This is a genomic window from Streptomyces sp. NPDC003032 (assembly GCF_053591415.1).
The window spans coordinates 147,303-171,170 of sequence record NZ_JBSFTT010000016.1 but is presented as its reverse complement, the minus strand read 5'-3'; the positions used below and the strand labels follow the sequence as shown (position 1 = coordinate 171,170).

The following is a 23,868-nucleotide window of genomic DNA, read 5'->3' as shown; positions in this document are numbered from 1 at the left end:
TGCTTGATCATCGAACTACCCAGCGCGACACAGGTTTCCAGGAGGCTTCTCGTGTCAGACAACGACCCCCAGCTCGGCTCCGCCGCCGACGTCCGCGCGCGCATCGACACCAGCAAGCCGCACTCCGCACGCTTCTGGAACTACTTCGTGGGCGGCAAGGACAACTACGAGAAGGACCGCGAACTGGGCGACCACATCAAGGAGATCTTCCCCGGCCTGGTGGACGTGGCCCGCACCAGCCGCCTCTTCCTGGGCCGCGCGGTGCGCCACCTGGCCACGGAGCGGGGCGTGCGGCAGTTCCTGGACATCGGTACGGGCCTGCCCACGGCGGACAACACGCACGAGGTCGCCCAGCGCGCGGCCCCGGACTCGCGCATCGTCTACGTCGACAACGACCCGCTGGTCCTCGCCCACGCGCGGGCCCTGCTGACCAGCACGCCCGAGGGCGGGACCGCGTACATCGACGCCGACCTCTACGAGCCGGAGGCGATCCTGCGGGAGGCCGCGAAGACGCTGGACCTCTCCCAGCCGGTGGCGCTGATCATCCTGAACACGCTCGGCCACGTCGCCGACCACAAGGAGGCCCGCGACCTGGTCTCGCGGATCATGGCCGGTCTGCCCTCCGGGAGCTACCTGGTGATCAGCGACTCCACGGCCACCAGCGAGGGCATGATCGCGGCGTCGAACGAGTACAACAAGAGCGGCGCGATCCCCTACTACGTACGGAGTGTGGAGGAGATCGGCGCCTTCTTCGACGGCCTGGAGCTGGTGGAGCCCGGCGTCACGCAGGTCACGCGGTGGCGCGCGGAGACGGAGGACGCGACGGCGGTCGACGCGTACGGGGCGGTGGCCCGCAAGCCGTAATCACCCCGACGGCAGAAGCCGCTGTTTCCCGGGACGGGACTTCGGAGAGGAATTCCGCTGCTTTCCGGCAGGGCGCAAAGCAATCGCCAGCACAGCCGCGCCGAAAAGCGCGATGAGCATGATCCACGCCGCGCCGACATGCATGGCGTGAATAAAGGCGCTGTCGGCGGCGTGCGCGAGAGTGGGCCGGTCCGTCGTCGTGGCGATATGCCGGGCCTGTTCGGCGGAGACCCGCGCCCGGTCCTGCACCGGTCCCGGCAGATCGGTCAGCGAGGGTTCGATCGCGCGCCGGTACACGATCGACATGATCGTGCCGCCGACCGCGATCCCGATCACGCTGCCGGTCTGCCGCACGGTGTTGGTGACGGCCGACCCGGCACCGGCACGCTCCAACGGCAGGGAGCTGATCAGTGCCGCCGTCACGGGGCCGATCACCATGCCGATCGAGAGGCCCTGGACCAACAGCAGGATCTCGATCCACAGGAGCGGGGTCTGGACTCCGAGGAACCCGTACATTCCCATGGTCAGCGCCGCCACGGCGAGCGCCGGCACGGTGACGGCACGCAGCGACCAGCGGCGGGACAGATTCTCACCGAGGAACGCCCCCGCGGTCGCGCCGAGCGCGGTCGGGAGGCTGGCCAGACCCGCCTCCATCGGCGAGAAGCCGCGTGCGCCCTGTAGATAGAACGCGTTGTAGAAGGTGCCGGCGGTCATGGCGAAGAGGAGCAGTCCGAGCGCCGCGTTGCCGCCGCCGAACGCACGCTGCGCGAGCAGTCGGGGATCAAAGCTGGGCGTCTTGCTCCGCAGTTCGACGAGGACGAAAGCGGCCAGCAGGACCAGTCCGGCGGCGATCGGCGCCCATACGTCCGTACGGCTCCAGGCGGCCACCTGCCCCGCGCGGATCAGCCCGTAGGCCAATGCCGCGAGCCCGCTGATCGAGAGCAGCATTCCGGCCGGGTCCAGCGGCCGCAGAACGGGGCTGCGGAAATTCGGGGCCAGCACGGCGATTCCGACCAATGCCAGCGCCACGACCGGGACATTGATCAGAAAGACCGAGCCCCACCAGAAATGGTCGAGGAGCAGCCCCGCCAGCACCGGGCCCGCGGCCATTCCGACGCCGGCGGCTGTCGAGGAAACGGCGATCGCGGTCGCCCGCGCGGGGCCGCTGAAGGTCCACATGAGGATGGCCAGATTGGCGGGCATGATGAGCGCGCTGCCCAGTCCCATCGCGGCGCGCGCGGCTATCAGTTGGCCCGCGTCGCTCGCGTACGCCGCCCATACCGAGGACCCGGCGAAGATCACAAGGCCGGTGATGAGCACGGTCCGGTGGCCGAAGCGGTCACCCAGGGCGCCCGCGGTGAACATCAAGGTGGCGAAGGCCAGGGTGTACGAGCCTGTGGCCCATTGAAGCTCGGCCGAGTCGGCGTCCAGCCCACGGACCGGGTCCGCGAGGGTCTCCAGGGTGACGCTCAGGACGGTGTTGTCCAGCCAGATGACCAGCGAGCACAACATGAGTACGGCAAGGATCAACTGCCGTCGGAACTTCGGCAATGGTGGGGACGTGGTCACGAATACCCTCGGATACGGTCGGATACGGCGGACAGGGCCGGTGAATACCTGACGATTGAGTGGACCGTAAGCAATCGAAACGCCCCTGTCAATTCCCGAGTCGCCGTGCGCAGAATGCCGTTTCAGCCGGTATCCGGGGCACGCCGCCACACCCCCTGTCAATTCCAATTGACCCGTGAATAAACTCTGGTTTTGGCCAATAGTCGGGGCATGCCGTCATGCTTTCTGTCAATTCAAGGACCGCGCCTTCGCGCGGGGATCAGCAAGGTGGTCACGACGCCCACGATCAGCAGTCCGGCGGCGATCCAGGAGCTGAGGGCGACGCCGGTCGCCATGGCCTCGCGGGCGGCGTGGGCGACCTTCTCGGTCGCCGGGTCCGCGGCGAGCGGTGCGATGGCGGCGCCCGCGCTGTCGGTGACCGCTGCCGCGTGCCGGTCCACCTCTTCGGCGGGCAGGTGGGCGCCGGTCAGCGCGGAGCGCACCTGGTGGCTGAGCGTGGAGAAGAACACGGTGGTCAGCACGGCGATGCCGAGCGCGGAGCCGACCTGCCGGAAGGTGGACTGGATGCCGGAGCCCTGTCCGGCGGCGCTGTCGGGGACCTCGGCGAGGACGACGTTGGTGACCTGCGCCGTCGCGAAGCCCACACCGGCGCCGTAGACGAGCAGCGGGATCGCGATCGACCACCAGGGCGCGGAGGTGGTGGCGGCGACCACGCCGAGCGCGGCCAGTCCGACGGTCTCCAGGGCCAGCCCGATACGGACCAGGGCGACCGCGGACAGCTTCCCGGCGAGGCGGAAGGTGACGCCGCTGGTGAGGAAGCTGCCCACGGCGAGCGGCAGCAGCGCCGTACCGGCCTGGAGGGAGGAGTAGCCGAGGGTGAACTGGAGCCACAGCGGCAGCACCGCGATGATGCCGAACTCCCCCAGTCCGATGATCACTGTCGCGATGTTGCCGTTGCGGAAGGAGGAGATCGAGAACAGCCGCGTGTTCATCAGCGGCGCGACGCGGCCCTCGTCCCGACCCTCGTTCCAGTCCTCGTCCCGACCCCGACCCTCCTCCAGACCCTCCGCCCCACCCTCCGCCCGGCTCAGCCTCACCTGCCGCCAAACGAACCAGGCCAGCAGCACCACCGCCACGACGAGCGCCACGAAGGCCGGTGACGGTCCGCCGTTCCAGGTGGCGCCGAAGAGACGGAAGGACTTGATGCTGATCACCCAGCCGTAGGTGCGCCCCTCGACCAGCGCGAAGGCCATGGCCGCCAGACCCAGCGCCGAGAGCACCGCGCCGGGCACGTCCACCCGGCCGCTCCTGCGCGGGGACGCCGGGATGCACACCAGCGTCAGGGTCAGGATCACCACCACGAGGGGGACGTTGATCCCGAAGGCCCACCGCCAACTGGCGTGCTCCGACAGCCAGCCGCCGATCACCGGTCCCACGGCGGTGGTCGCTCCGATCGTCGACCCCCACACAGCGAACGCCTGCCCGCGAGCCTTGCCCGTGAAGATCTGGTTCAGCAGCGACAGCGACGTCGGCAGGAGCATGGCACTGGCCGCGCCCTGAAGGAAGCGCGCCAGGATGAGCACGCCCCCGCCGGGAGCCAGCCCGGCGAGCAGGCTGGTCGCGCCGAACAGGACGCAGCCCACGACGAACACGCGCCGCGCGCCCAGCAGGTCCGCGAGACGGCCGAACATCAGCAGGAGTGCCGCGAAGACGATCGCGTGGGACTCCTGGATCCACTGCGCCTGCGAGGAGTCGGTCCCCAGATCGTCGATCACCGAGGGAGTGATCACGTTCACGATCGTGATGTCCACGATGGTCATCGAGACCCCGAGCGCGATCCCGACCAGACCCCACCATCGGCGAGGACCCGCTGCCTGCGTCCGCATGGCCGCCCCTTCTCATCCATAACCATCTATGACCATCTATGGCGCCATTGGTCATCTATGACCTCTTTGGCATATTTGATGGCTTCTCAGCTGGTTGCGTATTCAAAAGGGCGTTATACCGAAGAGGTGACTGATAGCCGAAGTGACGAGGTTCTGTCGCCGGAACGTTTCGCGCAGATCGTGCGTACCCGCAGGGCTGTGCGCAGTTACACGGCTGATCCCGTCGCGGACAGTGTCGTCGAGGAGCTGCTGGACGCCATGCTCACCGCGCCCACCGGGAGCAACGCACAGGCGTGGTCCTTCGTCGTCGTGCGGGACGTGGTGGCCCTGCGGCGCTTGCGGGCGTTCTCCCCCGGGCTGGTGGGCAGGCCCTGTGTCGTGGTGGTGGCTTGCGTGGACGAGAGCCGCCTCGACCTGGCTTCACAGGACGACGCGCCGCAGTTGTGCGTGTCCATGGCCGTGAACACCCTGCTGCTGACCGCCCACGCGTACGGGCTCGGCACCTGCCCCGTCTCCAGTTTCCGGCCCGGCGTCCTGCGGGTGCTGCTGGAGCTGCCCGACCACATCGAGCCGGTGTTCATGGTGCCGATCGGCTACCCCGCGAACGAATGTCATGCCTCCCAACGCCGTCCCAGAAGTGAAGTGATCAGCTATGAGTCCTTCGGACAGCACACTCCCCCCGCCGGTGCGTGAAGATCTCGTCCTGCTCGCCGCGCACCTGCTGACCAGCGCTCGCGGGCTGCTGAAGGAGCCGAAGGACTACGGACCGCTGCGCTGCCTGAGTGCGGCCTGCCAGGTCCTTGAACTGCTGGAACAGGCGCAGGCGAGCGAACCCCGACTGGTCCACGTCCGCACGGAGATCGAGGATGTGCTCATCGGGCCGCAGAACCACCAGAATCTCGCCGGCTTCCTGGACGACCTGTGCGAGCAGGTGGCCGTGGCCGTGAAGCACCCCGTCCCGGCGCGAGCGGACGACTGAGCCCACCCTCACCGTCACGCCCGCCTCACCATCACGTCCGGTCGGGCGGTGGCCCGGCGACTCCGGGGTCCAGGTAGGCGGGGCCGGGCAAGCCCCTGCGTCGTATGGCGATGCCGGACAGCGCCTCGAAGATGGCCCGGCGGGCGTTCATCGTGGTGGTGCAGCCGGGATCGAGGTGGGGTGCCACCTCGACGACTTCCATGCCGACGACCGGCAGCTCGTGGCAGATGCGGCGGATGGCCGGCAGCAGTTCGCGGTTGGTCAGGCCGGGCGGCTCGGGGGTGCCGGTGCCGGGTGCGAAGGCCGGGTCGAGCACGTCGATGTCCAAGGACACGAAGAGGTGTTCCGGGCCGTCCAGTGCCTCTTCGACGGCCTGCTGGAGGACCGCGTCGAACCCGCGCCGGTCGATCTCCGCCATGAAGTGCGCGCGCAACCCGTTGTCGCGCATCCAGTCGAACAGTTCGTCGTCGGGTGCGATGGCGCTGCGCAGACCGATCTGGATGAAGTTGCGCCCCGGAATGTGTTCGTCCTCGATCAGCCGGCGGATCGGGGTGGCGTGCGAGGCGAGATGGCCCGACAGATCGTGGGCGCAGTCCGGGTGCGCGTCGAAGTGGATGACTCCGACCTTGCCAGGGCCGTAGACGTCGGCCATGGCGGCGGCGTCGGGCCACAGGATCGAGTGGTCGCCGCCGAGCACGATCGGGATCGCGCCGGTCTCGGCGATCTCGCGGACCAGGGCACGGATCGGCTCCATGGAGTTGTCGATGCTGAACATGTCCACCGCCGCGTCCCCGTAGTCGACGACGGTCAGCTCGTCGAAGGGCTTGACACGTGTGCTGGGGTTGACGAGCAGACGCGGGGTGTTCGGAACGCACCGCTCGTCCGCGCGGATGGCGCGCGGACCGTAGGCGGCGCCCCGGTGCCCGGTGGACATGTCCACCGGCGCTCCCAGCACCGCCACGTCGACATGGCCCGCGCGCAGGTCGTCCTGGTCGAGGCAGAGCGGCAGTCCGAACAGGGTGGCGATGCCCGCGTAGGCGGGTACGTTCTCGTACCGCTGGAGGTTGATCGGCCCGGGTTCGCGCCCCGGCTCGGACGTACGGTCGACTTTCCGTCTCCAGGCATCCGCCGGCGGGTCTTCCACGGACAGCTCCTTTTCCGTCGGACAGCTCCTTTTTCGTCGTGCCTGGATGGTGACCGGTGCCCGTGGCCGTCGGCCTTCCCGGCTCGCCGGACACGCCTCGGACGGCGTAAGCGGGTGTGCGTGCGGCTCGCCCCGTGCCGATCATTGGTGGCGCCGGACCGACCTGATCCGACGGCGCACCGTCCGACCGTCCAACCTTCCCTCCCTCCCTCCGTCCGACCCTCCGAGAGGAAACGCTGATGCGACAGCCCAGGCAGGGGAACGCGGACGTCGCGGTGGTCGGCACCGGCGTCATCGGGCTCGCCACGGCCTGGGAGGCGGTCCGCCGGGGGCTCAGCGTGCGTCTGATCGGCCCTCGCCGGGGAGAGCACCGGGGCCAGGCGTCCCGGGCGGCGGGCGCGATGCTCGCGCCGTTCAGCGAGGTGGCGGCTTCGGACAGTCCCCGACGCGTCGCGCTGGAGGTCGGTGAACGGGTCGCCGCCCGGGACCTGTACGACTCCTGGCTGCCGCTCCTGCGACAGGAGAGCGGCCGGTCCCTCACCCTGACACCGGGACTGTGGGTGGTGGCCACCACCGGCGGCCGCGGCGACGCGGCCGAACTGGACGCCATCGCCGACGCGGCACTCACCCACGGCCACCGGGCGGAGCGCCACGACCCGGGCGATGTGCCCGGCCTGTCCCCGGCCCGGTCGTGCACCGCGCGCGGCGCGCTGTGGCTGCCCGGCGAGGCGACCATCGACTCGGGTGAGCTGATGGGTGCGCTGACCGACATCCTTCAGGCGCACACGGCGGTGACGTGGACCGAGACGGAAGCCACCGGCCTGCGTCCGTCGGGCGGTGAGTCCCTGGTCATCACCTGCGCGGACGCGTCCGAGGTCAGTGCGGAGCGCACCGTCCTGACCGTGGGCGTCGGTCTCACCGGCCTCCTGGCGGGCAGTCCGGAGCTGGACCTGTCGCTGCCGCCGATGCTGGCCGGCAAAGGTGTCAGCGTGCTGTTGCGCAACGTCCCGTTCGCGCTGCCGGCCGCCGTCCGGACCCCCATGCGCGACTTCGCCTGCGGGATGCACCTGGTGCCCCGCGCCGACGGCATGCTCTACGTGGGTGCCACGAACCGGCTCTCGGCGCCGGGGACCACTCCCCACCCGTGCTACCCGTCGGTGATGGAACTGACCGACCTGCTGCGGGGCGCGGGCGAGGAACTCAACACCAAGCTGTACGAAGGGGAGATCGTCGGCACCCGTGTCGGCTACCGCCCCTTCACCCTCGACCATCTTCCTTTGGTCGGTCCCACCGCCGATCCGCGGGTCCTCATCGCCTCAGCCACCTACCGCAACGGCATTCTCCTCGCTCCCCGCCTCGCCGAGATGATCGCCGATCACCTCACGAGCGGCACACACACCGTCGCCGAGCATCCCTTCGACCCCACCCGCACGCCCGCACCGAGCGTCCTGCCGGAGACCCTTGAGCGCCATCTGTCCGATGTGGTGGACCTGCTGCTTCCCGCGCACGGGGCGGCGACCGGCAACGAGGAGCTACTGGTCGGCCTCTTGCATCACGGCCTGCGGGACCTGGCCGCCGACCCGAGCGACCCCCGTGGGGCGGCGGCCCTGCACACCTGGCAGCAGGCGCCCGTTCCCGAAGGGCTGTTCGCGGTTCTCATCGACTATCTCCGTACAGAGCGTCGATGAGGCGGAAGAGGTCTACGGAGGTACCGGCTTCGTCCACGGCGTACCGGCCGGGGTCGGTCAGATAGAGGGAGGCCGGGTGGCCGTCGGGGCGCAGCGTCTGCAGTGTCTCGGCGGCGTAGATGCCCAGGGACGACAAGTCCTCCTCCGGGTGGCCGAGTTGCTGCCGCAGCTGCCGGGCCTGGTCGAAAAGGAGTGCCTCCCCGAAGCCGTCCACGTCGATGCTCAGGATGCCTCTGCCGTCGCCGGGGAGACCGGCCGCGCGCAGGAGTTCCGCGAGGTAGCTGGCGTAGCCGAGGCCGTGGCGGTCGCGCGCCACGTCGCACTCCCCCAGCTCCTTCCAGACCGGGTCGCCGGTGCCGACCATGAGGGCGAGGAGGTCGTCGTCGCGCGGGATGCCCCCGGTGCTCACCGCTTCCCGCAGGCACTCGTCCAGCGCGTCGAGTCCGGGGGCGGTGCGCACGGTGGCGTCTGTGCGGCCCGCGGCGTCCAGCGTCCGGCGGATGTGGTCGCAGAACAGTCCCAGCACACGGGTGTGGCGGTCGTCGACCAGGCCGAACCAGTGCTGGACCAGCTCGGCGGGGACCAGGCCGCTCTGGAAGGCGTCGAGAAGGTACAGGTAGTACTGCACCCGGGGCACGTCGACGGTGACGGTCAAGGGCAGGGAGGGAGGCAGCATGGCCGCGATGTCGGCGATCACGCGTGACTGGCGCATGACGGTCTCGTACTCGTAGAGCGACAGTTCGTCCTCCACGACGATGGCCCGCAGGCGGGCGTCCGGCAGGGCGGCGTTGGGGCGCAGCAGCTCCACACTGTGGTCGTGCTCGTCGATGAAGCGCGCGTTCTGGTGGCTGAACAGGCAGACGCCGCTGACCAGTTCCGCGCGCTCGGCGTTGTCGGCGGTGCCCGCGAGCTTCCGCGCCCCCTTGATGTGGAGGCGGTGGCGGCTGCCGCAGAAGTCGGCTCCGGCGAAGACCGCCTTGTGGGCCTGGTCCCTGCGGCTCTGTACGATCAGCGCGTCGGCGCCCGCTTCGAGTTCGTCGGCGCCGAAGTACTCACCGATCGCGTGCACGCGCTGGAACGCGCGGTTGACGGCCTTGTCCCGGCCGGGCACATGGGTGGCCGCCGCCTGCCACAGGCCCTCGGCACCGGGGACGGGCCGGGAGCGCGAGTCCACGGGCGTGCCGTAGCGGCGCAGGACGGCGGGCTCTCCCGGATCTTCCGCCTGCTCGGCGACGAGCAGCTCACCCGTCTCTCGCACAGCAGAGGTCTCATGAGCACACACATTCCCATTATGGAAGCCACCACAAGACGGGCAAGTCGGGCGTTCATAGGTTCGACGCCCATGCGTTCCGCGCTCGTGCGTTCTACGCGTCCACCAGGCCCCGCTCCTCGTCATACGCCGCCCGCGACTCCGCGATCGTCACGCGGTGGCGTTCCGCCCAGCCGGTGAGCCGGAGGAGCGTGCCGTGCAGTTCGTGGGCGACCGGCGTCAGTTCGTACTCGACCTTCGGCGGCACCGTGGGGTACACGGTGCGCGTGAGGAGACCGTCGCGTTCCAGATTGCGCAGGGTCAGGGTCAGCATGCGGCGGCTGATGCCGTCGATGGCGCACTCCAGTTCCGTGAAGCGGATCGGGCCGTGGGCGGCGGCGATAAGAATCGGCACGCTCCATTTCCCGACCACCCTGTCAAGAACTTCCCGCACCGGGCACGCCTGCGCGTGCACTGCCTGCGAGGTAACACCGGTGTTCCCCTGGGACATCAAAGTGCCTCCTTCTGCCGGCCCCCATCGTCTTCGACGATGAGGGCCGTTACAAGTCGTGCACCTTTGCAGCGCAGGAGGCGTCACCATGTCCCACGTCCTGTCCGAGCCCAAGAGCACCGCCACGGCACCACAGCCGTCGGCCCGACGGCGAAACGCGTCGCCTTGGGCATCCCTCGCCATCCTCTCCTCCGGCGCCCTGATGACCATCATCGACGGCAACATCGTCACCGTCGCCATGCCCGCCATCCAGGCCGACCTCGGCTTCTCCGCCGCCGGGCTCGCCTGGGTCGTCAACGCCTACCTGATCGCCTTCGGCGGGCTCCTGCTGCTCGTCGGGCGGCTCGGTGACCTCGTCGGGCGCAAGCGGATGTTCGTGTCGGGGCTCACGCTCTTCACCGTCGCCTCCATCCTGTGCGGCGTCGCCACCGATCAGGGCGTACTCGTCGCGGCCCGTGCCCTCCAGGGCGTCGGCGGCGCGATGACCTCGGCCGTCGTACTCGGCATGCTCGTCTCCCTCTTCCCCGGGCCCCGCGAACAGGCCAGGGCCATCGCCGTGTTCAGTGCGGTCGGCGCGGCGGGCGGCGCGCTCGGCACGTTCCTCGGCGGGGCCCTGACCGAGGCCCTGAACTGGCACTGGATCTTCCTGATCAACCTGCCCATAGGCGCGGTGGCCATCGTCGCCGCCGTACGCGTCCTCGACGGCGACCGCGGGACCGGGCTCGGCCAGGGCGCCGACTATCCCGGCGCCGCCCTCATCACCGGCGCCCTCATGCTCACCGTCTACACGATCGTCACGGCCGCCGAGCACACCATCGCCGTCACCGCCTCCCTCGCCACCGGCTCCCTCCTCCTCTACGTCGCCTTCGCCGTCCGCCAGGCCCGCGCGGCCCGCCCCCTGCTGCGGCTGCGCCTCTTCCGCTCCCGCGTCCTGACCGGCGCCAACGCCGTGCAGATCCTGATGATCGCCGGAATGTACGGCTTCCAGTACATCGGCGCCCTCTACCTCCAACGCGTCCTCGGGTTCGGCGAGTTCCAGACCGGCGTCGCGTGCCTGCCCGCGCCGATCGCCATCGGCGTCCTGATGCTGGGCCTCTCCGCGAAGGTCATCGGCCGCTTCGGCACCCACCGCACACTCCTGGCGGGCCTCGCCCTGATCACGCTCGGCCTGGCACTCCTCGGCCGACTGCCCGCCGACGGTTCGTACGTCATCGACGTCCTGCCCGCCATGCTGCTGCTCGGCGCGGGCTTCGCCGCCGCGATGCCCGCCGTGACGGGGCTCGCCATGGGCGGCGCCGCCGAGGAGGACGCGGGCCTCGCGTCCGGCCTCTTCAACACCACCCAGGTCGTGGGCGGTTCGCTCGGCCTCGCCGTCCTGACCACCCTCGCGGCGAGCCGCACGGAGTCCCTCACCGGCCAGGGCACGGACGCCCTCGCCGCCACCGCCGACGGTTACCGGCTCGCCTTCTGGGTCGCCACCGGCATCGCCGCCGCGGGCCTCACGCTGGCCGCCACCGTCCTGCGCCCCGCCGCTTCCGGCAGCCCCGCCTCCTCCGGCAAGGGCAGGTGAGCCCAGACCGTCTTGCCGACCTGCCGCGCCACCACACCCCACTCCTCGGCCAGCGCCGCCACGATCACGAGCCCCCGGCCCGACTCCCCGTCGGCCTCCGGGGGTTCGGGCGTTTCCGGAGGCATGCGTTCGGTGCGCGTGTCGGTCACCTCGATACGGAGCGTGTCCACGCCAAGCGTGAGGCGGAGTTCGAAGTCACGGCCCGGCACCCGGCCGTGCGTCGCGGCGTTCGCCGCCAGCTCGGCGACGATCGCCTCCGCCGCGTCGGACAGTTCGGTGTCGTACGCGATGCCCCAGCCGTCCAGGTGATACCTGGTCAGACGCCTCGCGAGGCGGGCGCCCCGGGGCGTGGCGCTGAGCAGTTGCGTGAAGTCCCGCGTCGTGGTGGCGGGTCGGGCTTGGGTTGGCATGACGCCCACCGTGGCCTCACCCCGACCCCGTACACCAGCAACCAAACCCGTACGCTCCGTAAGCGTACGAGTACGAAGGGTAGACAAGAGGGGTAACCGTGAGTGACGATTGGGACGTTGGCGGGGACAGGAACACGAGCGTCGGGGGTTACCCGTGATGTCGTCAAGCAGCAAAGAGCCCGAAGCGTCGGACGGTCTGAAGACCTTCGGCGCCGTCCTCAAGAGCTTCCGCAAACGCGCCGGGCTCACCCAGGAAGCGCTGGCCGCCGAGGTCGGCTGCTCCACGCATTTCCTGGCCTCCATCGAACAGGGCAGGCGGTTCCCGCCACCGAGATTCGTCGACCTGTGCGAGGCGGCGCTCGACGCGTTCGGCACGTTGAGGCTGGCCGCGAATCAGCTCTCCCGGAAGCCGGGGCTGGCCACGTGGTTCCGCCAGTGGGCCCTCCTGGAGAAGGAGGCGGTGGCCCTCTACACGTACGAATGTCGGCTCATCCCGGGACTGTTGCAGACCCCTGCGTACGCCCGCACGCTCTTCGTCAACCAGCTTCCGCCGCTCAGCGATGAGCAGATCGAGGAGCAGCTGACGGCCCGCATGGAGCGGCAGCGGCTGCTCACGGAGCGGCCGAACACCGCGTACAGCTTCATCCTGGAGGAACATTTGTTCCTGCGCGACATGGGCGGGCATGAAGTCACCATGGAACTCATCGACCATGTGCTACAGCTCGCCGAGCGTAGGAACATCGAGATTCAGATCATGCCGTTGGTGCGGGAGAGCCACTCAGGGCTGGACGGGCCCATGCGGTTGCTGGAGAGCCCGGACAACAAGTGGTTCGCCTATGCCGAGGGACAGCGGAGCGGCCAGTTCATCTCCGACCCAAAAGAGATCAGCGTCCTCCAGATGCGGTATGCCAGGATGCGCGCACAGGCTCTCTCGTTCGAAGACTCGGTGAGCCTGCTAGAGCGGATGCGAGGAGCATGATGGGCACCCCCGAACTGGCATGGTTCAAAAGCAGTTACAGCGGCGGCGATGGAGACGACTGCCTGGAAGTCGCCCTCGCCTGGCGCAAGTCCAGCTACAGCGGCGGCTCCGGCGACGACTGCATAGAAGTAGCCCCCTGCCCCACCACCATCCACGTACGCGACTCCAAGAACCCCTCGGGGCCCCAACTCGCCCTGGACCCGCGTACGTGGGCGCGATTCGTAACGTACGCATCCCACGGCTGACGCCACCCGCGTACTGGGGGACGCCTCGGCGGGGGAAGAGTCACTTCGGTATGCCCCGCCAGGGCCCGCGCCCGCGTACCCTCCCGACCGACGGAGCCCGTATGCCTCTCCCCCGCCGCACTGTCCTCACCGCCCTCGCCGGCGCCACCGGTATCGCCGCTGTCGCCTGTTCCGGCACCGCCGCGGACGGCGTGCCGACCCCGCGGCGCGGCGCCGCCACCGCGGCGGCCCGGCGGCTGCTGCCCCGGCACTGGGACCAGATCACGTTCCGGACCGTCCCGCCGAAGCGGGGCGCCGAGGACTCCTTCCGGGTCACCGGGCGGCGCGGCCACATCACGGTGGAAGGCACCAGTACTGTCGCCCAACTCACCGGTCTCCGCCACTACTTGAAGCACACCACCCACTCCGACATCACCTGGGCGGGCAGCCAGACCGACCTGCCCGACCGGCTCCCCGCCCCCACAGAGCCCCTCACCGCACAGGCCAACACCCCGCACCGCTTCGTCCTCAACGACACCAACGACGGCTACACCGGCGCGTACCACGACTGGGACTACTGGGAGCGCGAACTCGACGTGCTCGCGCTGCACGGGTACAACGAAGTCCTCGTGTACGTCGGGGCGGACGCCGTGTACCACCGCGCCTTCCAGCAGTTCGGATACGGGGACGAGGAGTTGAGATCCTGGATACCCGCCCCCGCCCACCAGCCGTGGTGGCTCCTCCAGAACATGTCGTCGTTCCCGCACCCCGTCTCCCGGCAACTCATCGACGCCCGCGCCCGCCTCGGCCGCCGCATCTGCGACCGGCTGCGCGAACTGGGCATGACGCCGGTCCTGCCGGGCTACTTCGGGACCGTACCGCCCGGTTTCGAGGCCAGGAACCCGGGGGCGAGGACTGTCCCGCAGGGCGACTGGGTGGGCTTCGCGCGGCCCGACTGGCTGGATCCGCGCACCGGTGACTTCGCGCGGGTGGCCGCCACGTTCTACCGCTTGCAGGACGAGCTGTTCGGCCCGTCCACGATGTACAAGATGGACCTCCTCCACGAGGGCGGAAAGCCCGGCGACGTGCCGGTGGGCGAGGCGGCCAAGGGCGTCGAGAAGGCCCTGCGCACGGCGCACGCCGACGCCACGTGGGTGATCCTCGGCTGGCAGCACAATCCGCCGAAGGCGATCACCGACGCCGTCGACAAGAAGCGGATGCTCATCGTCGACGGCCTCTCCGACCGCTTCCCGCACATCACCGACCGCGAGGCGGACTGGGGCTCCACGCCCTACACCTTCGGCTCCATCTGGAACTTCGGCGGACACACGACGATGGGCGCCAACACGCCTGACTGGGCCGCGCTGTATGAGAGGTGGCGCACCAAGAAGGGCAGCACGCTCAGCGGGATCTCCTTGATGCCGGAGGCGGCCGACAACAACCCGGCCGCTTTCGAGCTCTTCTCCGAACTGGCATGGAGCGATGGCACCTTGGACTTGGCGTCATGGTTCGCCGCGTGGTCGACGGCGCGGTACGGGGACGCCGATCCGCATGCCGCCGCCGCGTGGGACGTGCTCCGCCGTACCGCCTACGGCACGACGCGCGCCGACAAGTGGGCCGAGGGCGCCGATGGGCTCTTCGGAGCGCGGCCCGATCTGGTGGCCACGTCGGCGGCGTCCTGGTCCCCCAAAAAAATGCGGTACGAACCGGCGGACTTCGAACCCGCCCTTGACGAACTGCTCGCGGTGCGACGCGACTTGCGGGGCTCGTCCGCGTACCGCCGCGACCTGCTCGATGTCGCCCGGCAGACGCTCTCCAACCGCAGCCGGGTCCTGCTGCCGCGCATCAAGGAGGCGTACGGCGCCGGGGACGCGGGCCGCTTCGACCGGCTCAGCCGCGAGTGGCTGGAGCTGATGGAGTTGCTCGACCGTCTCGTGGCCACGGACCCCGACCACCTTCTCGGGCGCTGGGTCGCGGACGCGCGGGCGTGGGGCGCCGACGCGGAGGAACGTGACCGACTGGCGTACGACCAGTTGTCGCTGCTCACCGTCTGGGGCAACCGCTCCGGGGCGGAGGCGGGGCTGCGGGATTACGCCAACCGTGAGTGGGCGGGGCTCGTCGGGGGGCTCTACCGGCTGCGCTGGGAACGGTACTTCGAGGAGCTGCGGGGGGCCCTCACGGAAGGCCGCGGGCCCCGGGAGATCGACTGGTTCGCCTTGGAGGACGGCTGGATCCGCGACCCGGGCCGCCTTGCGACGCGCCCTACGGGCGACACGTACGGAGTCGCGGCGCGGGTGCGGGAACGACTGGGCGCTGTGCCGTGACGGGGCCCGCCTGGTGTGCGTTGCCTGCGGGTGGCTTCTCGGCTGGTCGCGCAGTTCCCCACGCCCCTGACGGGGCCCGTGCCGCTGCCGGGAGTGCCCCGTAAGGGGCGCGGGGAACTGCGCGAGCAACCACGAACAACCCGCACACGCCGGACGGCCCCTAGCGTCGCGGGCACTCCTTCCACGCCATGTGGTACTCCGTGCTGATGTCCCCATCCGTGGAGTCCATCGTCATGAAGCTGGACTTCGCGGGATCAGACGTCCCCGCGTCCACCCGCAACTCCGTGTTGATGTTGAAGTTGCGCCGCTCCCCGCAGGGGGCCCACACCAGCTGCGCCCAGTCCGTCGTGTCGGTGGCCTGCCAGTTGTCGTGGTAGGCGCCCTTGAACTCGTGCGTGATCGACGCCGTGTTCGGCGAGCCCTGGAAGTAGTACGACGCCTTCTCGATGCCCTTGGCACCCGGCTGGAGCGAGGCGTAGCCGCGATAGTCCGCGCTGGCGATCGCGTACGTGAAGCCCTGCGGCACATGCACGATGAGGTTGAGCTGGCAGTTCTTGCGGAACGCGGTGGGAGGCGCGCCGGCGCCCGCCTGGGCGAGGTAGTCGCTGTAGGTGACCGTGAAGGCCGTGTTGTCCTCGGAGACGGCGACGGCCGCGGTGCCGAGGGGGCAGCCAGAGCCGTTCACCGTGGCGACCTCGATGACGATCTTGTCCGGGGGCGGATTCAGGATCGCGGTCGTGTCATGGGGGGAAAGCGTCGAGCCGAACAGCGCCGCGACGGCGCCGCTCAGCAGCAGTGCACCAGCCATGGTTCTCCGTTCCATTGCGAAGGAGGAGGGGGGTGATGGGAGAAGTGCGTGGTGCGTGATGCGTGGAGCCCGATGCGTGGAACGCGATGCGTGAGCGAGGGGGAGCGTACGGACCACTGGGGACCTGGGCCAGAGCGATGTCCGGCCATTCGCCGTCACCGACTCGGCGGCCACCGAACGGACTTGACGGGTATACGTCATACCGAATCTCTGGTAGGAAACCTTCCTAACAGTACGCGGAACGACGAACTCCCCCTCCTGGAGGCCCTCGTGCAAACCCCCCACTCACCGCACCGACACCCCCGCACCCTCACCTCCCGCCGCACCCTCCTCGCCTTCCTCGGCGCCTCGGCCGTGGCGGGCCCGCTCATCGCCTCGCAGACGGCGACGGCCACGGCGACTGCGACTCCCACGTCAGCCAGGGCCATCGGGCTGGACGATCCGGCGAAGAAGGAGATCGCCATGAAGCTCGTGTGCAGCGCCGAGAACTCCAGCCTCAACTGGAAGGAGTACTACCGGTACTGCGAGGACATAGACGACGGCCGCGGCTACACCGCGGGCATCATCGGCTTCTGTTCCGGCACCGGCGACATGCTGGACCTCGTCGAGCTGTACACCCGGCGCAAGCCGGACAACGTCCTCGCCAAGTACCTGCCCGCGCTGCGCGAGGTGGACGGCACCGACTCGCACGAAGGGCTCGATCCCACCTTCGTACGCGACTGGGAGAAGGCCGCCGAGGACCCGGCGTTCCAGAAGGCGCAGAACGACGAGCGCGACCGCGTCTACTTCAACCCCGCCGTCAAGCAGGGCAAGGCAGACGCCATCGGCGTACTTGGCCAGTTCTGCTACTACGACGCCATCGTGATGCACGGCGACGGCAGCGACTCCACCAGTTTCCGCAACATACGCAAGCGCGCGCTGCGTTCGGCGAAGCCGCCGGCGCAGGGCGGCAACGAGGTGACGTACCTGAACGCCTTCCTGGACGCGCGCGTCTGGGCGATGCGGCAGGAGGAGGCGCACGAGGACACCAGCCGGGTCGACACCGCGCAGCGCGTGTTCCTGAAGAAGAAGAACCTCAACCTGGACCCGCCGCTGGACTGGAAGGTCTACGGCGACCCGTACCACATCGGTTAGGGGGAAACCACCCTCACTGACCGCGGCAGTGCGCGGGACGGCGCCCATCGCGTCCCGCGCACTGCCGCGGTCACGCGCACCTCTTGCTTCCCGCCGGTGGACATGGGTACCGTCCCGGCCAACTCCCGCTCTACGCGCGTCCACCAGCTCTGAGGTGAAAGATCCATGTTTCTTCGTATATCCGTGCTGACCGCCGCCACCGCCGCGCTCGTCACGGCGGGAGCCGCCACGACTCCCGCCACGTCCCCCGCCACGGGCAGCGGCTGGCAGCGCGCCGGTGACGACATCACCTCGGGCGTCAGCGGGCTCGCGCTCACCGGCCGCGCGGACGGCGCCACGCACGCGCTGATCGTGCGCGACAACAAGAAGCCCGGCCAGAACCGGATCGCCGCGCTCACCCTCCGCCCCGGCCGTTCCGCGACCGTCGAGCCGATCACCTGGGCGGGCACCGGCGAGCCGATCGACCTGGAGGCGATCGAGGCGGTGCCCGGCACCTCCGACGAGTACGTGGCGCTCGCCAGCCGGGGCCTCCTCTACCACCTCAAGACGACGGGTTCGGCGGGTTCGGCGGTCGAGGTCGTGGACGTCTCCCCGCTGCCCGCGATCGCCGACGGCGACGACTACGAGAGCTTCGCGCTGACCTCGCACCGCGGCAAGCTGGCGGCCGTCTGGGCCGACCGGGGCGCGGGCAAGGCCGACCCCTCGACGCTGCGCGCGGCCCCCTTCTCCTTCAACAAGTACGGCGAGTCCGACTTCGGCCCGGTCACCACCGCCGCCCGCTACCGCGCCCCCTACCCGTCGGGCGACGTCCGGCACGTCTCCGACATCTCGGTCACGGCCTCGGGCCGCCTCCTGATCAGCTCGGCGTCGGACCCGGGCGACGACGGACCCTTCGACTCCGCGGTCACGGACGCGGGCAGGGTGTCGATCGACGCCCGCTCCGGGAAGGTGCGGCTCTCCGTCGCCAAGTCCCCCGACCTTCTGAGGAAGTTCGACGGGGTCAAGATCGAGGCGCTGGAGTGCGTGCCGAACTCCCGCACCGCGATCCTCGGCACGGATGACGAGAACGCGGGCGGCTCGGTCGACTCAACGGCGCTGTGCGGAAGGTGACGGCGAGTCAAGTCGGTAGCCGTCAGTCGTCCACCTTCACGTTGCCCGGCTCGTCGCGGCAGGAGCTGGTCTCGATCTCGTCGTCGGTGGGCCTGGCCTCGTTGCGCTCCAGGTCGGAGGCTCGGCGCAGATTGGCATCGAAGTCCTGGACCCAGTCGCTGCTGCGTGCGTAGTCCATGAGGGCCTGCCGGAGCTTCTTGCAGTCGTCGCGATGGCCCTTGGTCATCGCGATGCCGTAGTCGTTGATCGGGCCGAATGTCATGCCGCGTTTGACGGTGAGATCAGGGTTGGCTTCCATGAACCCGTAGAGAATCAGCTGGTCGGTGGAGACGGCATCGATATGCTCACCCTCAACATTTTCCTCGTCCTTCAATGCCGTGACGCATTGCTGAGCGTCTGTCATCTCGACGGTGCGGATCCGGTCGTACTTCGGTTTGTCCAGCTCGGCCGCGGAGGTGGTGTTTTCCCAGACGCAGACGAGCTTTCCGTTGAGGTCGCCGAGGGTCTTGTACTTTTCGGCGTCCTCTTCCCGTACGAGGATGCCCTGTCGGGTGGATGCGTAGGGGCCCACGAAGTCGAGCCCGTCACCCTTTTCCGACGTCGGCTTCATCCTGCTCTCCGTCATCGAGTAGGTGGCCGCGACGAGCTGGACGTCCCCCTCATGCAGTGCGTGCGCCCGGTTCTTGGACAGGACGCCTTCGAAATCCGGGGACTTGACCCCCACCCTGCCGAGCACCTCCCGGGCGACCGTGATGTCGAACCCGTTGAACTCGCCGTCGTGGGGTGAGTAGCTCGTGCCCGGCTGATCGCCCTTGCTGCCGACCTCGACTTTCCCGTCGGCGAACATCGACGAGGGTTCCGAGGAGCAGCCGGCCAGGGAAGCTCCCGCAAGGGCCACCACGGCGGCCCCGGTGCGGATCATGCGGGAACGGCGCCCTAATTTGCCCATGAACAGTCCTTATAGGTCGTTTCGGTTTTTCAGTCGTTGTGCAGCGTGCCGCGGGCCTGCGTAAGGCGCATGGAGCAGCCCTCATCCGGCTGCACGTGGACCTCGAACCGGACCGCTCCCGCACGCCCGCCGAGGTCGAAGTCGACGGTCGACTGGGCGGGCACCTTCGGGCTGTGCGGGGTGATGCCCGGGGTGACGGCGGTGATCATCGCCGTGGTCCTGTTGACGCAGGTGGCCGTGTTCGGATCGTTGTCCTTGATGGTCAGCGTCAGACGCAGCTTGTCCCGTACGTCGCCGGAGGCCGGCCGCGTCATCACCACGGTGAGTGTGTCGCCGGGGTCGTTCACGGGCTGGGTGCCGCGGATGGTCATCTCCACGCCGACCTCGCCGGTGCGGTCGACGTCCACCCAGGCGAGCGCGCCGCCACCGCAGCAGAGCGCGGCGGCGCCGACGAGGACGGCGCGGACCATCCGGTCGGCCGGGTACAGGGCGGCGGCGCCGGCGACCAGCAGGGCGAGGGCCGCGAGGACGTAGAACCACACGTACTGGCTCTGCGGGCCACCGGGCCACCGGGCGACGGCGAAGACGGCGAAGCCGATGGTGGCGGCGATGACGAGGCAGGCGGACACAGGGAGCCACGCGACGTGCGCCAACGGCCGCCTGAGCTCCCATTTGAACGTGGCGTTGTCACCGACCGTGCCGAACGAGGACGAGCCGACGCCGCTGGAGCTGACATTGCCGGTTTTAGGGCCCTTGTCCGCGCCGGGTCCGGCGGAGTTCACGCTCCGTCCCCGCCGTGACGAGTACCGCCGCCGAAGTGGAAGGTGGCGCCGTCCCCCACCGAGCCGATGGCGGCGGAGTTCGGGCCGTGGGCCGTGACGTGGTACGAGCGGGTGGGCGCCGGGGCCGCTGCCATGAGTTCCGCCAGGCGGGCCTCGTCCGGACGGCGGTCCCCCTGCTCGCCGAGCCACGCCGTCAGGGCCGCGGCCAGCCGCTGCCTGTCCTCGGCGGAGAGCGCGCCGAGCAGCTGGTCGGCGCGCTGCTCGCTGCGGCCCTCGGGCAGGGCGATCGGGGTGTCCTCGCCGCCGCCGCGGCGGAAGAGCCTGCGAAAGCAGCCCTGACCCGCGTCGATCGACCCGTCCGTGACCCGCTGTGCGGCACTCGCCACCATGGCGGCGCCCAAGGTCTCGGCCGCCAGCGAGAAGTAGGTGGCGAGTTCGGCGGAGATTTCAGGAAGACTGGTCATGGGCGCCCCCGTCACTGGCCTTTAGTGTGCTGTGTACCGCTTCAGCACTGTCAACGGGCCCATGCTAGAGGCTTGTTGATGTTACTGACAGGCGTGCCAGGCATGTTCTGCGTGGGTCAGGAATCCTGTTCAGATGTGTGGGCTTGGTCCGTGGCGCGTAGGGGGCGGCCGACGCGGTTGGCGCCCCATTCGGTGAACCAGCAGTCGGCGGCGGCGGAGGCCGTGGCGGAGTCAGTGCGTGACCACTGACTCCGGCTCGGCGGGAGCCGGGCTCCGTTTGCCACCCAGGTGGTTGAAGACCAGGTTGAGCGCCACCGCGAGCAGGCACCCCGTGGAGATGCCGGAGCCCAGGACGATCTGGGCCCAGGCGGGGAACGCGTCGTAGAAGCCGTCCGAGAGGGCGGGGGCGAGGCCGGCGCCGAGGGTGACGACGACGATGAGGGCGTTGTCGCCTTGGTGCAGGTCCGCCTGGAGCAGCGTCTGGATGCCGCTGACCGCGATGGAGCCGAAGAGGAAGAGGCTCACGGCGGCGAGGACCGGCATGGGGACCACGGAGATCAGGGCCGCGGCGGCGGGGCTCAGGCCGATCAGGACGAGGATCGCGCCGCTGAGCGCGACGACGAAGCGGCTGCGCACCTTGGAGATGACGACCAGGCCGATGTTCTGGGCGAACGCGCTGGCGTGGAAGGCGTTGAAGAGGGGGCTGAGGGCCGAGCCGAGGGCGTCGGCGCGCAGACCTCGGGCGATGGTCTTCTCGTCGACGTCGCGATCGACGATCTTGCCGAGGGCGATCATGTCGGCGGTGGACTCGGTGAGGATCACCAGCATGACGACGCACATCGAGATGATGGCGGGGAGGTTGAACTCCGGTGCGCCGAAACGCAGCGGGGACGGGATGCCTACCGGGTCCGCGCCGTCCAGCTTCGAGAAGTCGGCGAGGCCCATCGGTATCGCGAGCAGCGTGCCGCAGATCATCGCGAAGAGCATGCTGATCTGCTTGAGGAAACCGCGCGTGAAGCGCTGGAGCAGGAGCATGACCAGGACCGTGGCGCCTGCCAGGCCGATGCCGCGCGGCTCCGGCGTACCCGTCGCCGAGTCGTCGGCGATCCAGTCGTACGCGACGGGGATGAGCGAGACGCCGATCAGGGTGATGACGGAGCCCGTCACGACCGGCGGGAAGAAGCGGACCAGGCGTGAGAAGTACGAACTGACCAGGAAGCCGAAGACACTTGAGACGATGATCGCGCCGAAGACGATGGGCATCCCGGCCTCGACGCCGCCCTGCGTGGCGATGATCGTCAGCATCACACCGACGCCCGCGAAGGAGACGCCGTTGACGAAGGGAAGCTTCGAGCCGATGAAGTCGCCGATGCCCAGCGTCTGAAGCAGGGTCGCGATGCCCGCCATGAGCAGGCTGCCGCCCATGAGTACGGCCGTGTCCCCCGGGGACATCTTCGCCGCGACGGCCACCACGAGCGGGACGGAGACCGCGCCGGCGTACATGGAGGCGACGTGCTGGAGGCTCGCGACGAGCATGCGGCCCGGCGGGAGGATCTCGTCGACCGGGTGGACCCCAGGGGCGGCGGATCCGTCGTCGGGGGACTTCGCTTCAGAACTCATGGGTGGCGCTTCTTCCGTCGCGTGACGCCGGAAGTCGGCCCCGTTCCGTGGGAGTTCATGAGACGCGGAACGGAGCCGACATAGCCCGACTGGAAAGTAACTTCCGCCATACGGTCGGCGGCGCCACGACGGTACGTCAGTGCACCCCGGCAGCGGAAGGCCCCGTGGGCGAGGAGTGCGTGCGCTGTTCGGCGATCGCCTCGCCGCCCTCCATGGGCGCCGTGACCTCGTCGTCGTCGCGGCCCTTGCCGATGTGGTTGAAGACCAGGTTCAGGAGTACGGCCGCCACGCAGCCCGTCGAGATGCCCGAGTCCAGGATGATCTTCGCGGTCTCCGGGAACGCGTGGTAGAACTCCGGCGCCGCGATCGGGATCAGGCCGACGGCCAGCGAGACGGCCACGATCAGGACGTTGTTGTCCTTCTCCAGGTTCGCCTTGACCAGGGTCTGGATGCCGCTCGCCGCGACCGAGCCGAAGAGCACGACGCCCGCGCCGCCGAGCACCGGGCGCGGCACGACGGCGATGAGGGAGGCGGCCATCGGGCACAGGCCCATCAGGACGAGGAAGCCGCCGCCCGTGGCGACGACGTACCGGCTGCGGATCTTCGTCATCGCGACCAGGCCGATGTTCTGCGCGAAGGCGCTGCACATGAAGCCGTTGAAGAGGGGGCTGACCGCCGAGCCGAGGCAGTCCGCGCGCAGGCCCGCCGCGATGGTCTTCTCATCGGCCGGACGGTCCACGATCTCGCCGAGGGCGAGCATGTCGGCCGTCGACTCCGTCATGGAGACGACCATGACGACGCAGAGGGAGACGATGGCGGCGGCCGCGAACTGCGGGGCGCCGAAGTGGAAGGGGGTCGGGAAGCCGACGATGTCCGCGTCGCCGACCGGGCTGAAGTCCGTGACGCCGAACGGGATCGCGACGAGCGTGCCGACGACCAGGCCGAGCAGGACCGCGATCTGCTTGACGAAGCCGGTGGTGAAGCGGCGCAGCAGCAGCACGATGACGAGGGTGATGCCCGCGAGGCCGAGGTTCTTCATCGAGCCGTAGTCGTCGGCCCCGGGGACGGGTCCCTGCGCCCAGCCGAAGGCGACCGGCATCAGCGAGATGCCGATGAGGGTGATGACCGTACCGGTGACCACGGGCGGGAAGAACCGCACCATCTTCGAGAAGAACGGCGCCGCGATGAAGCCGAGCACACCGGCGACGATCACCGCGCCGAAGATGATGGGGAGCGCGTCGTCCTTGTCCTTCGTCGAGTCGACGACGGCGAGCATGGGCGCGACACCGGCGAAGGTGACGCCGTTGACGAACGGCAGGCGGGCGCCGATCTTCCAGACGCCGAGGGTCTGGAGGAAGGTGGCGAGGCCGGCGGTGAACAGACACGCGCCGGTCAGGAAGGTGAGTTCCTTCGCGGAGAGGCCGACGGCGGCACCCACGATGAGCGGCGGGGCGACGACGCCCGCGTACATGGCGGCCACGTGCTGAAGGCCGGTGGTCGCCATCTTCAGGGGTGGGAGCTTCTCGTCGACCGGGTGTATGGCCCCCTCGCCGGAGTCGGAGTCGGAGTCGGGGGTGGAGTCAGGGGTGGTGCCTTGCTTGGTG

Annotated in this window: 22 protein-coding genes; 10 read left to right on the top strand and 12 right to left on the bottom strand. The window is 69.5% G+C overall.

Translation table 11 applies throughout. The features are described 5' to 3' along the window. Positions 1–51 precede the first annotated feature (51 nt). The gene (locus ACWDZ7_RS23375; RefSeq protein WP_451799449.1) at positions 52–864 is read left to right on the top strand and encodes an SAM-dependent methyltransferase; all 813 of its coding nucleotides are present in this window, start codon (positions 52–54) and stop codon (positions 862–864) included. Here ACWDZ7_RS23375 and ACWDZ7_RS23370 read toward each other — a convergent pair whose 3' ends face one another. After that, entirely contained in the window at positions 865–2,601 is a 1,737-nt protein-coding gene (locus ACWDZ7_RS23370; protein WP_451799447.1) for an MFS transporter, read from the bottom strand. A gap of 65 nt (positions 2,602–2,666) precedes the next feature. Beyond that, positions 2,667–4,319, bottom strand: coding sequence for an MFS transporter (locus ACWDZ7_RS23365; protein ID WP_451799446.1), 1,653 nt, complete (start codon positions 4,317–4,319; stop codon positions 2,667–2,669). A 126-nt stretch (positions 4,320–4,445) separates the two neighbouring features. On the opposite strand from ACWDZ7_RS23365, the gene ACWDZ7_RS23360 reads away from it, so the two are divergent. Then, positions 4,446–5,012 (top strand): nitroreductase family protein, encoded by a 567-nt coding sequence (locus ACWDZ7_RS23360; protein WP_451799445.1) that lies wholly within the window; start codon positions 4,446–4,448, stop codon positions 5,010–5,012. Next, positions 5,005–5,298, top strand: coding sequence for a DUF6092 family protein (locus ACWDZ7_RS23355; RefSeq protein ID WP_451799443.1), 294 nt, complete (start codon positions 5,005–5,007; stop codon positions 5,296–5,298). The genes ACWDZ7_RS23360 and ACWDZ7_RS23355 overlap by 8 nt, the downstream gene beginning before the upstream one ends. 31 nt (positions 5,299–5,329) lie before the next feature. Here ACWDZ7_RS23355 and ACWDZ7_RS23350 read toward each other — a convergent pair whose 3' ends face one another. Then, entirely contained in the window at positions 5,330–6,442 is a 1,113-nt protein-coding gene (locus tag ACWDZ7_RS23350) for an agmatinase family protein (RefSeq protein ID WP_451799442.1), read from the bottom strand. Between the two features lie 239 nt (positions 6,443–6,681). Here ACWDZ7_RS23350 and ACWDZ7_RS23345 point away from each other — a divergent pair, with 239 nt between their 5' ends. After that, positions 6,682–8,130, top strand: coding sequence for an NAD(P)/FAD-dependent oxidoreductase (locus tag ACWDZ7_RS23345; protein WP_451799440.1), 1,449 nt, complete (start codon positions 6,682–6,684; stop codon positions 8,128–8,130). On the opposite strand, the gene ACWDZ7_RS23340 is transcribed toward ACWDZ7_RS23345, so the two are convergent. Together ACWDZ7_RS23340 and ACWDZ7_RS23335 are read right to left on the bottom strand one after the other, a co-directional pair. After that, positions 8,099–9,388 carry a hypothetical protein gene (locus tag ACWDZ7_RS23340; protein ID WP_451799438.1) on the bottom strand — a complete coding sequence of 430 codons (1,290 nt, stop codon included), beginning with the start codon at positions 9,386–9,388 and terminating at the stop codon, positions 8,099–8,101. The two genes, ACWDZ7_RS23345 and ACWDZ7_RS23340, sit on opposite strands and share 32 nt — an antisense overlap. Positions 9,389–9,494: 106 nt before the next feature. Further along, positions 9,495–9,890 carry a winged helix-turn-helix transcriptional regulator gene (locus tag ACWDZ7_RS23335; RefSeq protein ID WP_451799436.1) on the bottom strand — a complete coding sequence of 132 codons (396 nt, stop codon included), beginning with the start codon at positions 9,888–9,890 and terminating at the stop codon, positions 9,495–9,497. Positions 9,891–9,978: 88 nt separating this feature from the next. On the opposite strand from ACWDZ7_RS23335, the gene ACWDZ7_RS23330 reads away from it, so the two are divergent. Beyond that, complete coding sequence (locus ACWDZ7_RS23330) at positions 9,979–11,460, top strand: MFS transporter (protein ID WP_451799435.1); 1,482 nt, start codon at positions 9,979–9,981, stop codon at positions 11,458–11,460. On the opposite strand, the gene ACWDZ7_RS23325 is transcribed toward ACWDZ7_RS23330, so the two are convergent. Continuing rightward, the gene (locus ACWDZ7_RS23325; RefSeq protein WP_451799433.1) at positions 11,343–11,870 is read right to left on the bottom strand and encodes an ATP-binding protein; all 528 of its coding nucleotides are present in this window, start codon (positions 11,868–11,870) and stop codon (positions 11,343–11,345) included. The two genes, ACWDZ7_RS23330 and ACWDZ7_RS23325, sit on opposite strands and share 118 nt — an antisense overlap. A 157-nt stretch (positions 11,871–12,027) precedes the next feature. Between ACWDZ7_RS23325 and ACWDZ7_RS23320 the strand changes: the two genes are divergently transcribed. The 3 genes from ACWDZ7_RS23320 to ACWDZ7_RS23310 all read left to right on the top strand — a co-directional run bounded on the left by ACWDZ7_RS23320 (position 12,028) and on the right by ACWDZ7_RS23310 (position 15,397). Beyond that, on the top strand, positions 12,028–12,849 hold the full coding sequence (locus ACWDZ7_RS23320) for a helix-turn-helix domain-containing protein (RefSeq protein ID WP_451799431.1): 822 nt from the start codon (positions 12,028–12,030) through the stop codon (positions 12,847–12,849). Further along, entirely contained in the window at positions 12,849–13,094 is a 246-nt protein-coding gene (locus tag ACWDZ7_RS23315) for a DUF397 domain-containing protein (protein ID WP_451799501.1), read from the top strand. The genes ACWDZ7_RS23320 and ACWDZ7_RS23315 overlap by 1 nt, the downstream gene beginning before the upstream one ends. Before the next feature lie 101 nt (positions 13,095–13,195). Then, positions 13,196–15,397 (top strand): alpha-N-acetylglucosaminidase, encoded by a 2,202-nt coding sequence (locus ACWDZ7_RS23310; RefSeq protein ID WP_451799429.1) that lies wholly within the window; start codon positions 13,196–13,198, stop codon positions 15,395–15,397. A 160-nt stretch (positions 15,398–15,557) separates the two neighbouring features. Here ACWDZ7_RS23310 and ACWDZ7_RS23305 read toward each other — a convergent pair whose 3' ends face one another. Beyond that, a complete protein-coding gene (locus ACWDZ7_RS23305) occupies positions 15,558–16,205 on the bottom strand; it encodes a DUF4360 domain-containing protein (protein ID WP_451517668.1) in 648 nt (215 codons plus the stop codon). A 270-nt stretch (positions 16,206–16,475) separates the two neighbouring features. On the opposite strand from ACWDZ7_RS23305, the gene ACWDZ7_RS23300 reads away from it, so the two are divergent. Further along, positions 16,476–17,339 (top strand): chitosanase, encoded by an 864-nt coding sequence (locus ACWDZ7_RS23300; protein WP_451799427.1) that lies wholly within the window; start codon positions 16,476–16,478, stop codon positions 17,337–17,339. Between the two features lie 165 nt (positions 17,340–17,504). Further along, on the top strand, positions 17,505–18,449 hold the full coding sequence (locus ACWDZ7_RS23295; RefSeq protein ID WP_451799426.1) for a hypothetical protein: 945 nt from the start codon (positions 17,505–17,507) through the stop codon (positions 18,447–18,449). A 22-nt stretch (positions 18,450–18,471) separates the two neighbouring features. Here the strand turns inward: ACWDZ7_RS23295 and ACWDZ7_RS23290 are convergent, their stop codons facing one another. The 5 genes from ACWDZ7_RS23290 to ACWDZ7_RS23270 form a co-directional block, all read right to left on the bottom strand. Continuing rightward, positions 18,472–19,371, bottom strand: a complete 900-nt coding sequence (locus ACWDZ7_RS23290; RefSeq protein WP_451799425.1) for a transporter substrate-binding domain-containing protein — start codon at positions 19,369–19,371, stop codon at positions 18,472–18,474. Positions 19,372–19,427: 56 nt separating this feature from the next. Continuing rightward, on the bottom strand, positions 19,428–20,180 hold the full coding sequence (locus tag ACWDZ7_RS23285; protein ID WP_451799424.1) for a hypothetical protein: 753 nt from the start codon (positions 20,178–20,180) through the stop codon (positions 19,428–19,430). Then, positions 20,177–20,644, bottom strand: a complete 468-nt coding sequence (locus tag ACWDZ7_RS23280; protein WP_451799422.1) for a hypothetical protein — start codon at positions 20,642–20,644, stop codon at positions 20,177–20,179. Before ACWDZ7_RS23280 ends, ACWDZ7_RS23285 begins: the two co-directional genes overlap by 4 nt. Before the next feature lie 231 nt (positions 20,645–20,875). Then, a complete protein-coding gene (locus tag ACWDZ7_RS23275) occupies positions 20,876–22,264 on the bottom strand; it encodes a nucleobase:cation symporter-2 family protein (RefSeq protein WP_451799421.1) in 1,389 nt (462 codons plus the stop codon). A gap of 136 nt (positions 22,265–22,400) precedes the next feature. Continuing rightward, positions 22,401–23,768 (bottom strand): nucleobase:cation symporter-2 family protein, encoded by a 1,368-nt coding sequence (locus ACWDZ7_RS23270; protein WP_451799499.1) that lies wholly within the window; start codon positions 23,766–23,768, stop codon positions 22,401–22,403. Between the last annotated feature and the right edge of the window lie 100 nt (positions 23,769–23,868).

What these genes read in the sequence shown, in the direction of transcription:
- ACWDZ7_RS23365 (WP_451799446.1), bottom strand. Translation starts at nt 4,319, where the DNA reads ATGCGGACGCAGGCAGCGGGTCCTCGCCGATGGTGGGGTCTGGTCGGG.
- ACWDZ7_RS23345 (WP_451799440.1), top strand. Translation starts at nt 6,682, where the DNA reads ATGCGACAGCCCAGGCAGGGGAACGCGGACGTCGCGGTGGTCGGCACC.
- ACWDZ7_RS23335 (WP_451799436.1), bottom strand. Translation starts at nt 9,890, where the DNA reads ATGTCCCAGGGGAACACCGGTGTTACCTCGCAGGCAGTGCACGCGCAG.
- ACWDZ7_RS23330 (WP_451799435.1), top strand. Translation starts at nt 9,979, where the DNA reads ATGTCCCACGTCCTGTCCGAGCCCAAGAGCACCGCCACGGCACCACAG.
- ACWDZ7_RS23325 (WP_451799433.1), bottom strand. Translation starts at nt 11,870, where the DNA reads ATGCCAACCCAAGCCCGACCCGCCACCACGACGCGGGACTTCACGCAA.
- ACWDZ7_RS23320 (WP_451799431.1), top strand. Translation starts at nt 12,028, where the DNA reads ATGTCGTCAAGCAGCAAAGAGCCCGAAGCGTCGGACGGTCTGAAGACC.
- ACWDZ7_RS23315 (WP_451799501.1), top strand. Translation starts at nt 12,849, where the DNA reads ATGGGCACCCCCGAACTGGCATGGTTCAAAAGCAGTTACAGCGGCGGC.
- ACWDZ7_RS23310 (WP_451799429.1), top strand. Translation starts at nt 13,196, where the DNA reads ATGCCTCTCCCCCGCCGCACTGTCCTCACCGCCCTCGCCGGCGCCACC.
- ACWDZ7_RS23305 (WP_451517668.1), bottom strand. Translation starts at nt 16,205, where the DNA reads ATGGCTGGTGCACTGCTGCTGAGCGGCGCCGTCGCGGCGCTGTTCGGC.
- ACWDZ7_RS23295 (WP_451799426.1), top strand. Translation starts at nt 17,505, where the DNA reads ATGTTTCTTCGTATATCCGTGCTGACCGCCGCCACCGCCGCGCTCGTC.
- ACWDZ7_RS23290 (WP_451799425.1), bottom strand. Translation starts at nt 19,371, where the DNA reads ATGATCCGCACCGGGGCCGCCGTGGTGGCCCTTGCGGGAGCTTCCCTG.
- ACWDZ7_RS23280 (WP_451799422.1), bottom strand. Translation starts at nt 20,644, where the DNA reads ATGACCAGTCTTCCTGAAATCTCCGCCGAACTCGCCACCTACTTCTCG.
- ACWDZ7_RS23275 (WP_451799421.1), bottom strand. Translation starts at nt 22,264, where the DNA reads ATGAGTTCTGAAGCGAAGTCCCCCGACGACGGATCCGCCGCCCCTGGG.
- ACWDZ7_RS23270 (WP_451799499.1), bottom strand. Translation starts at nt 23,768, where the DNA reads ATGGCGACCACCGGCCTTCAGCACGTGGCCGCCATGTACGCGGGCGTC.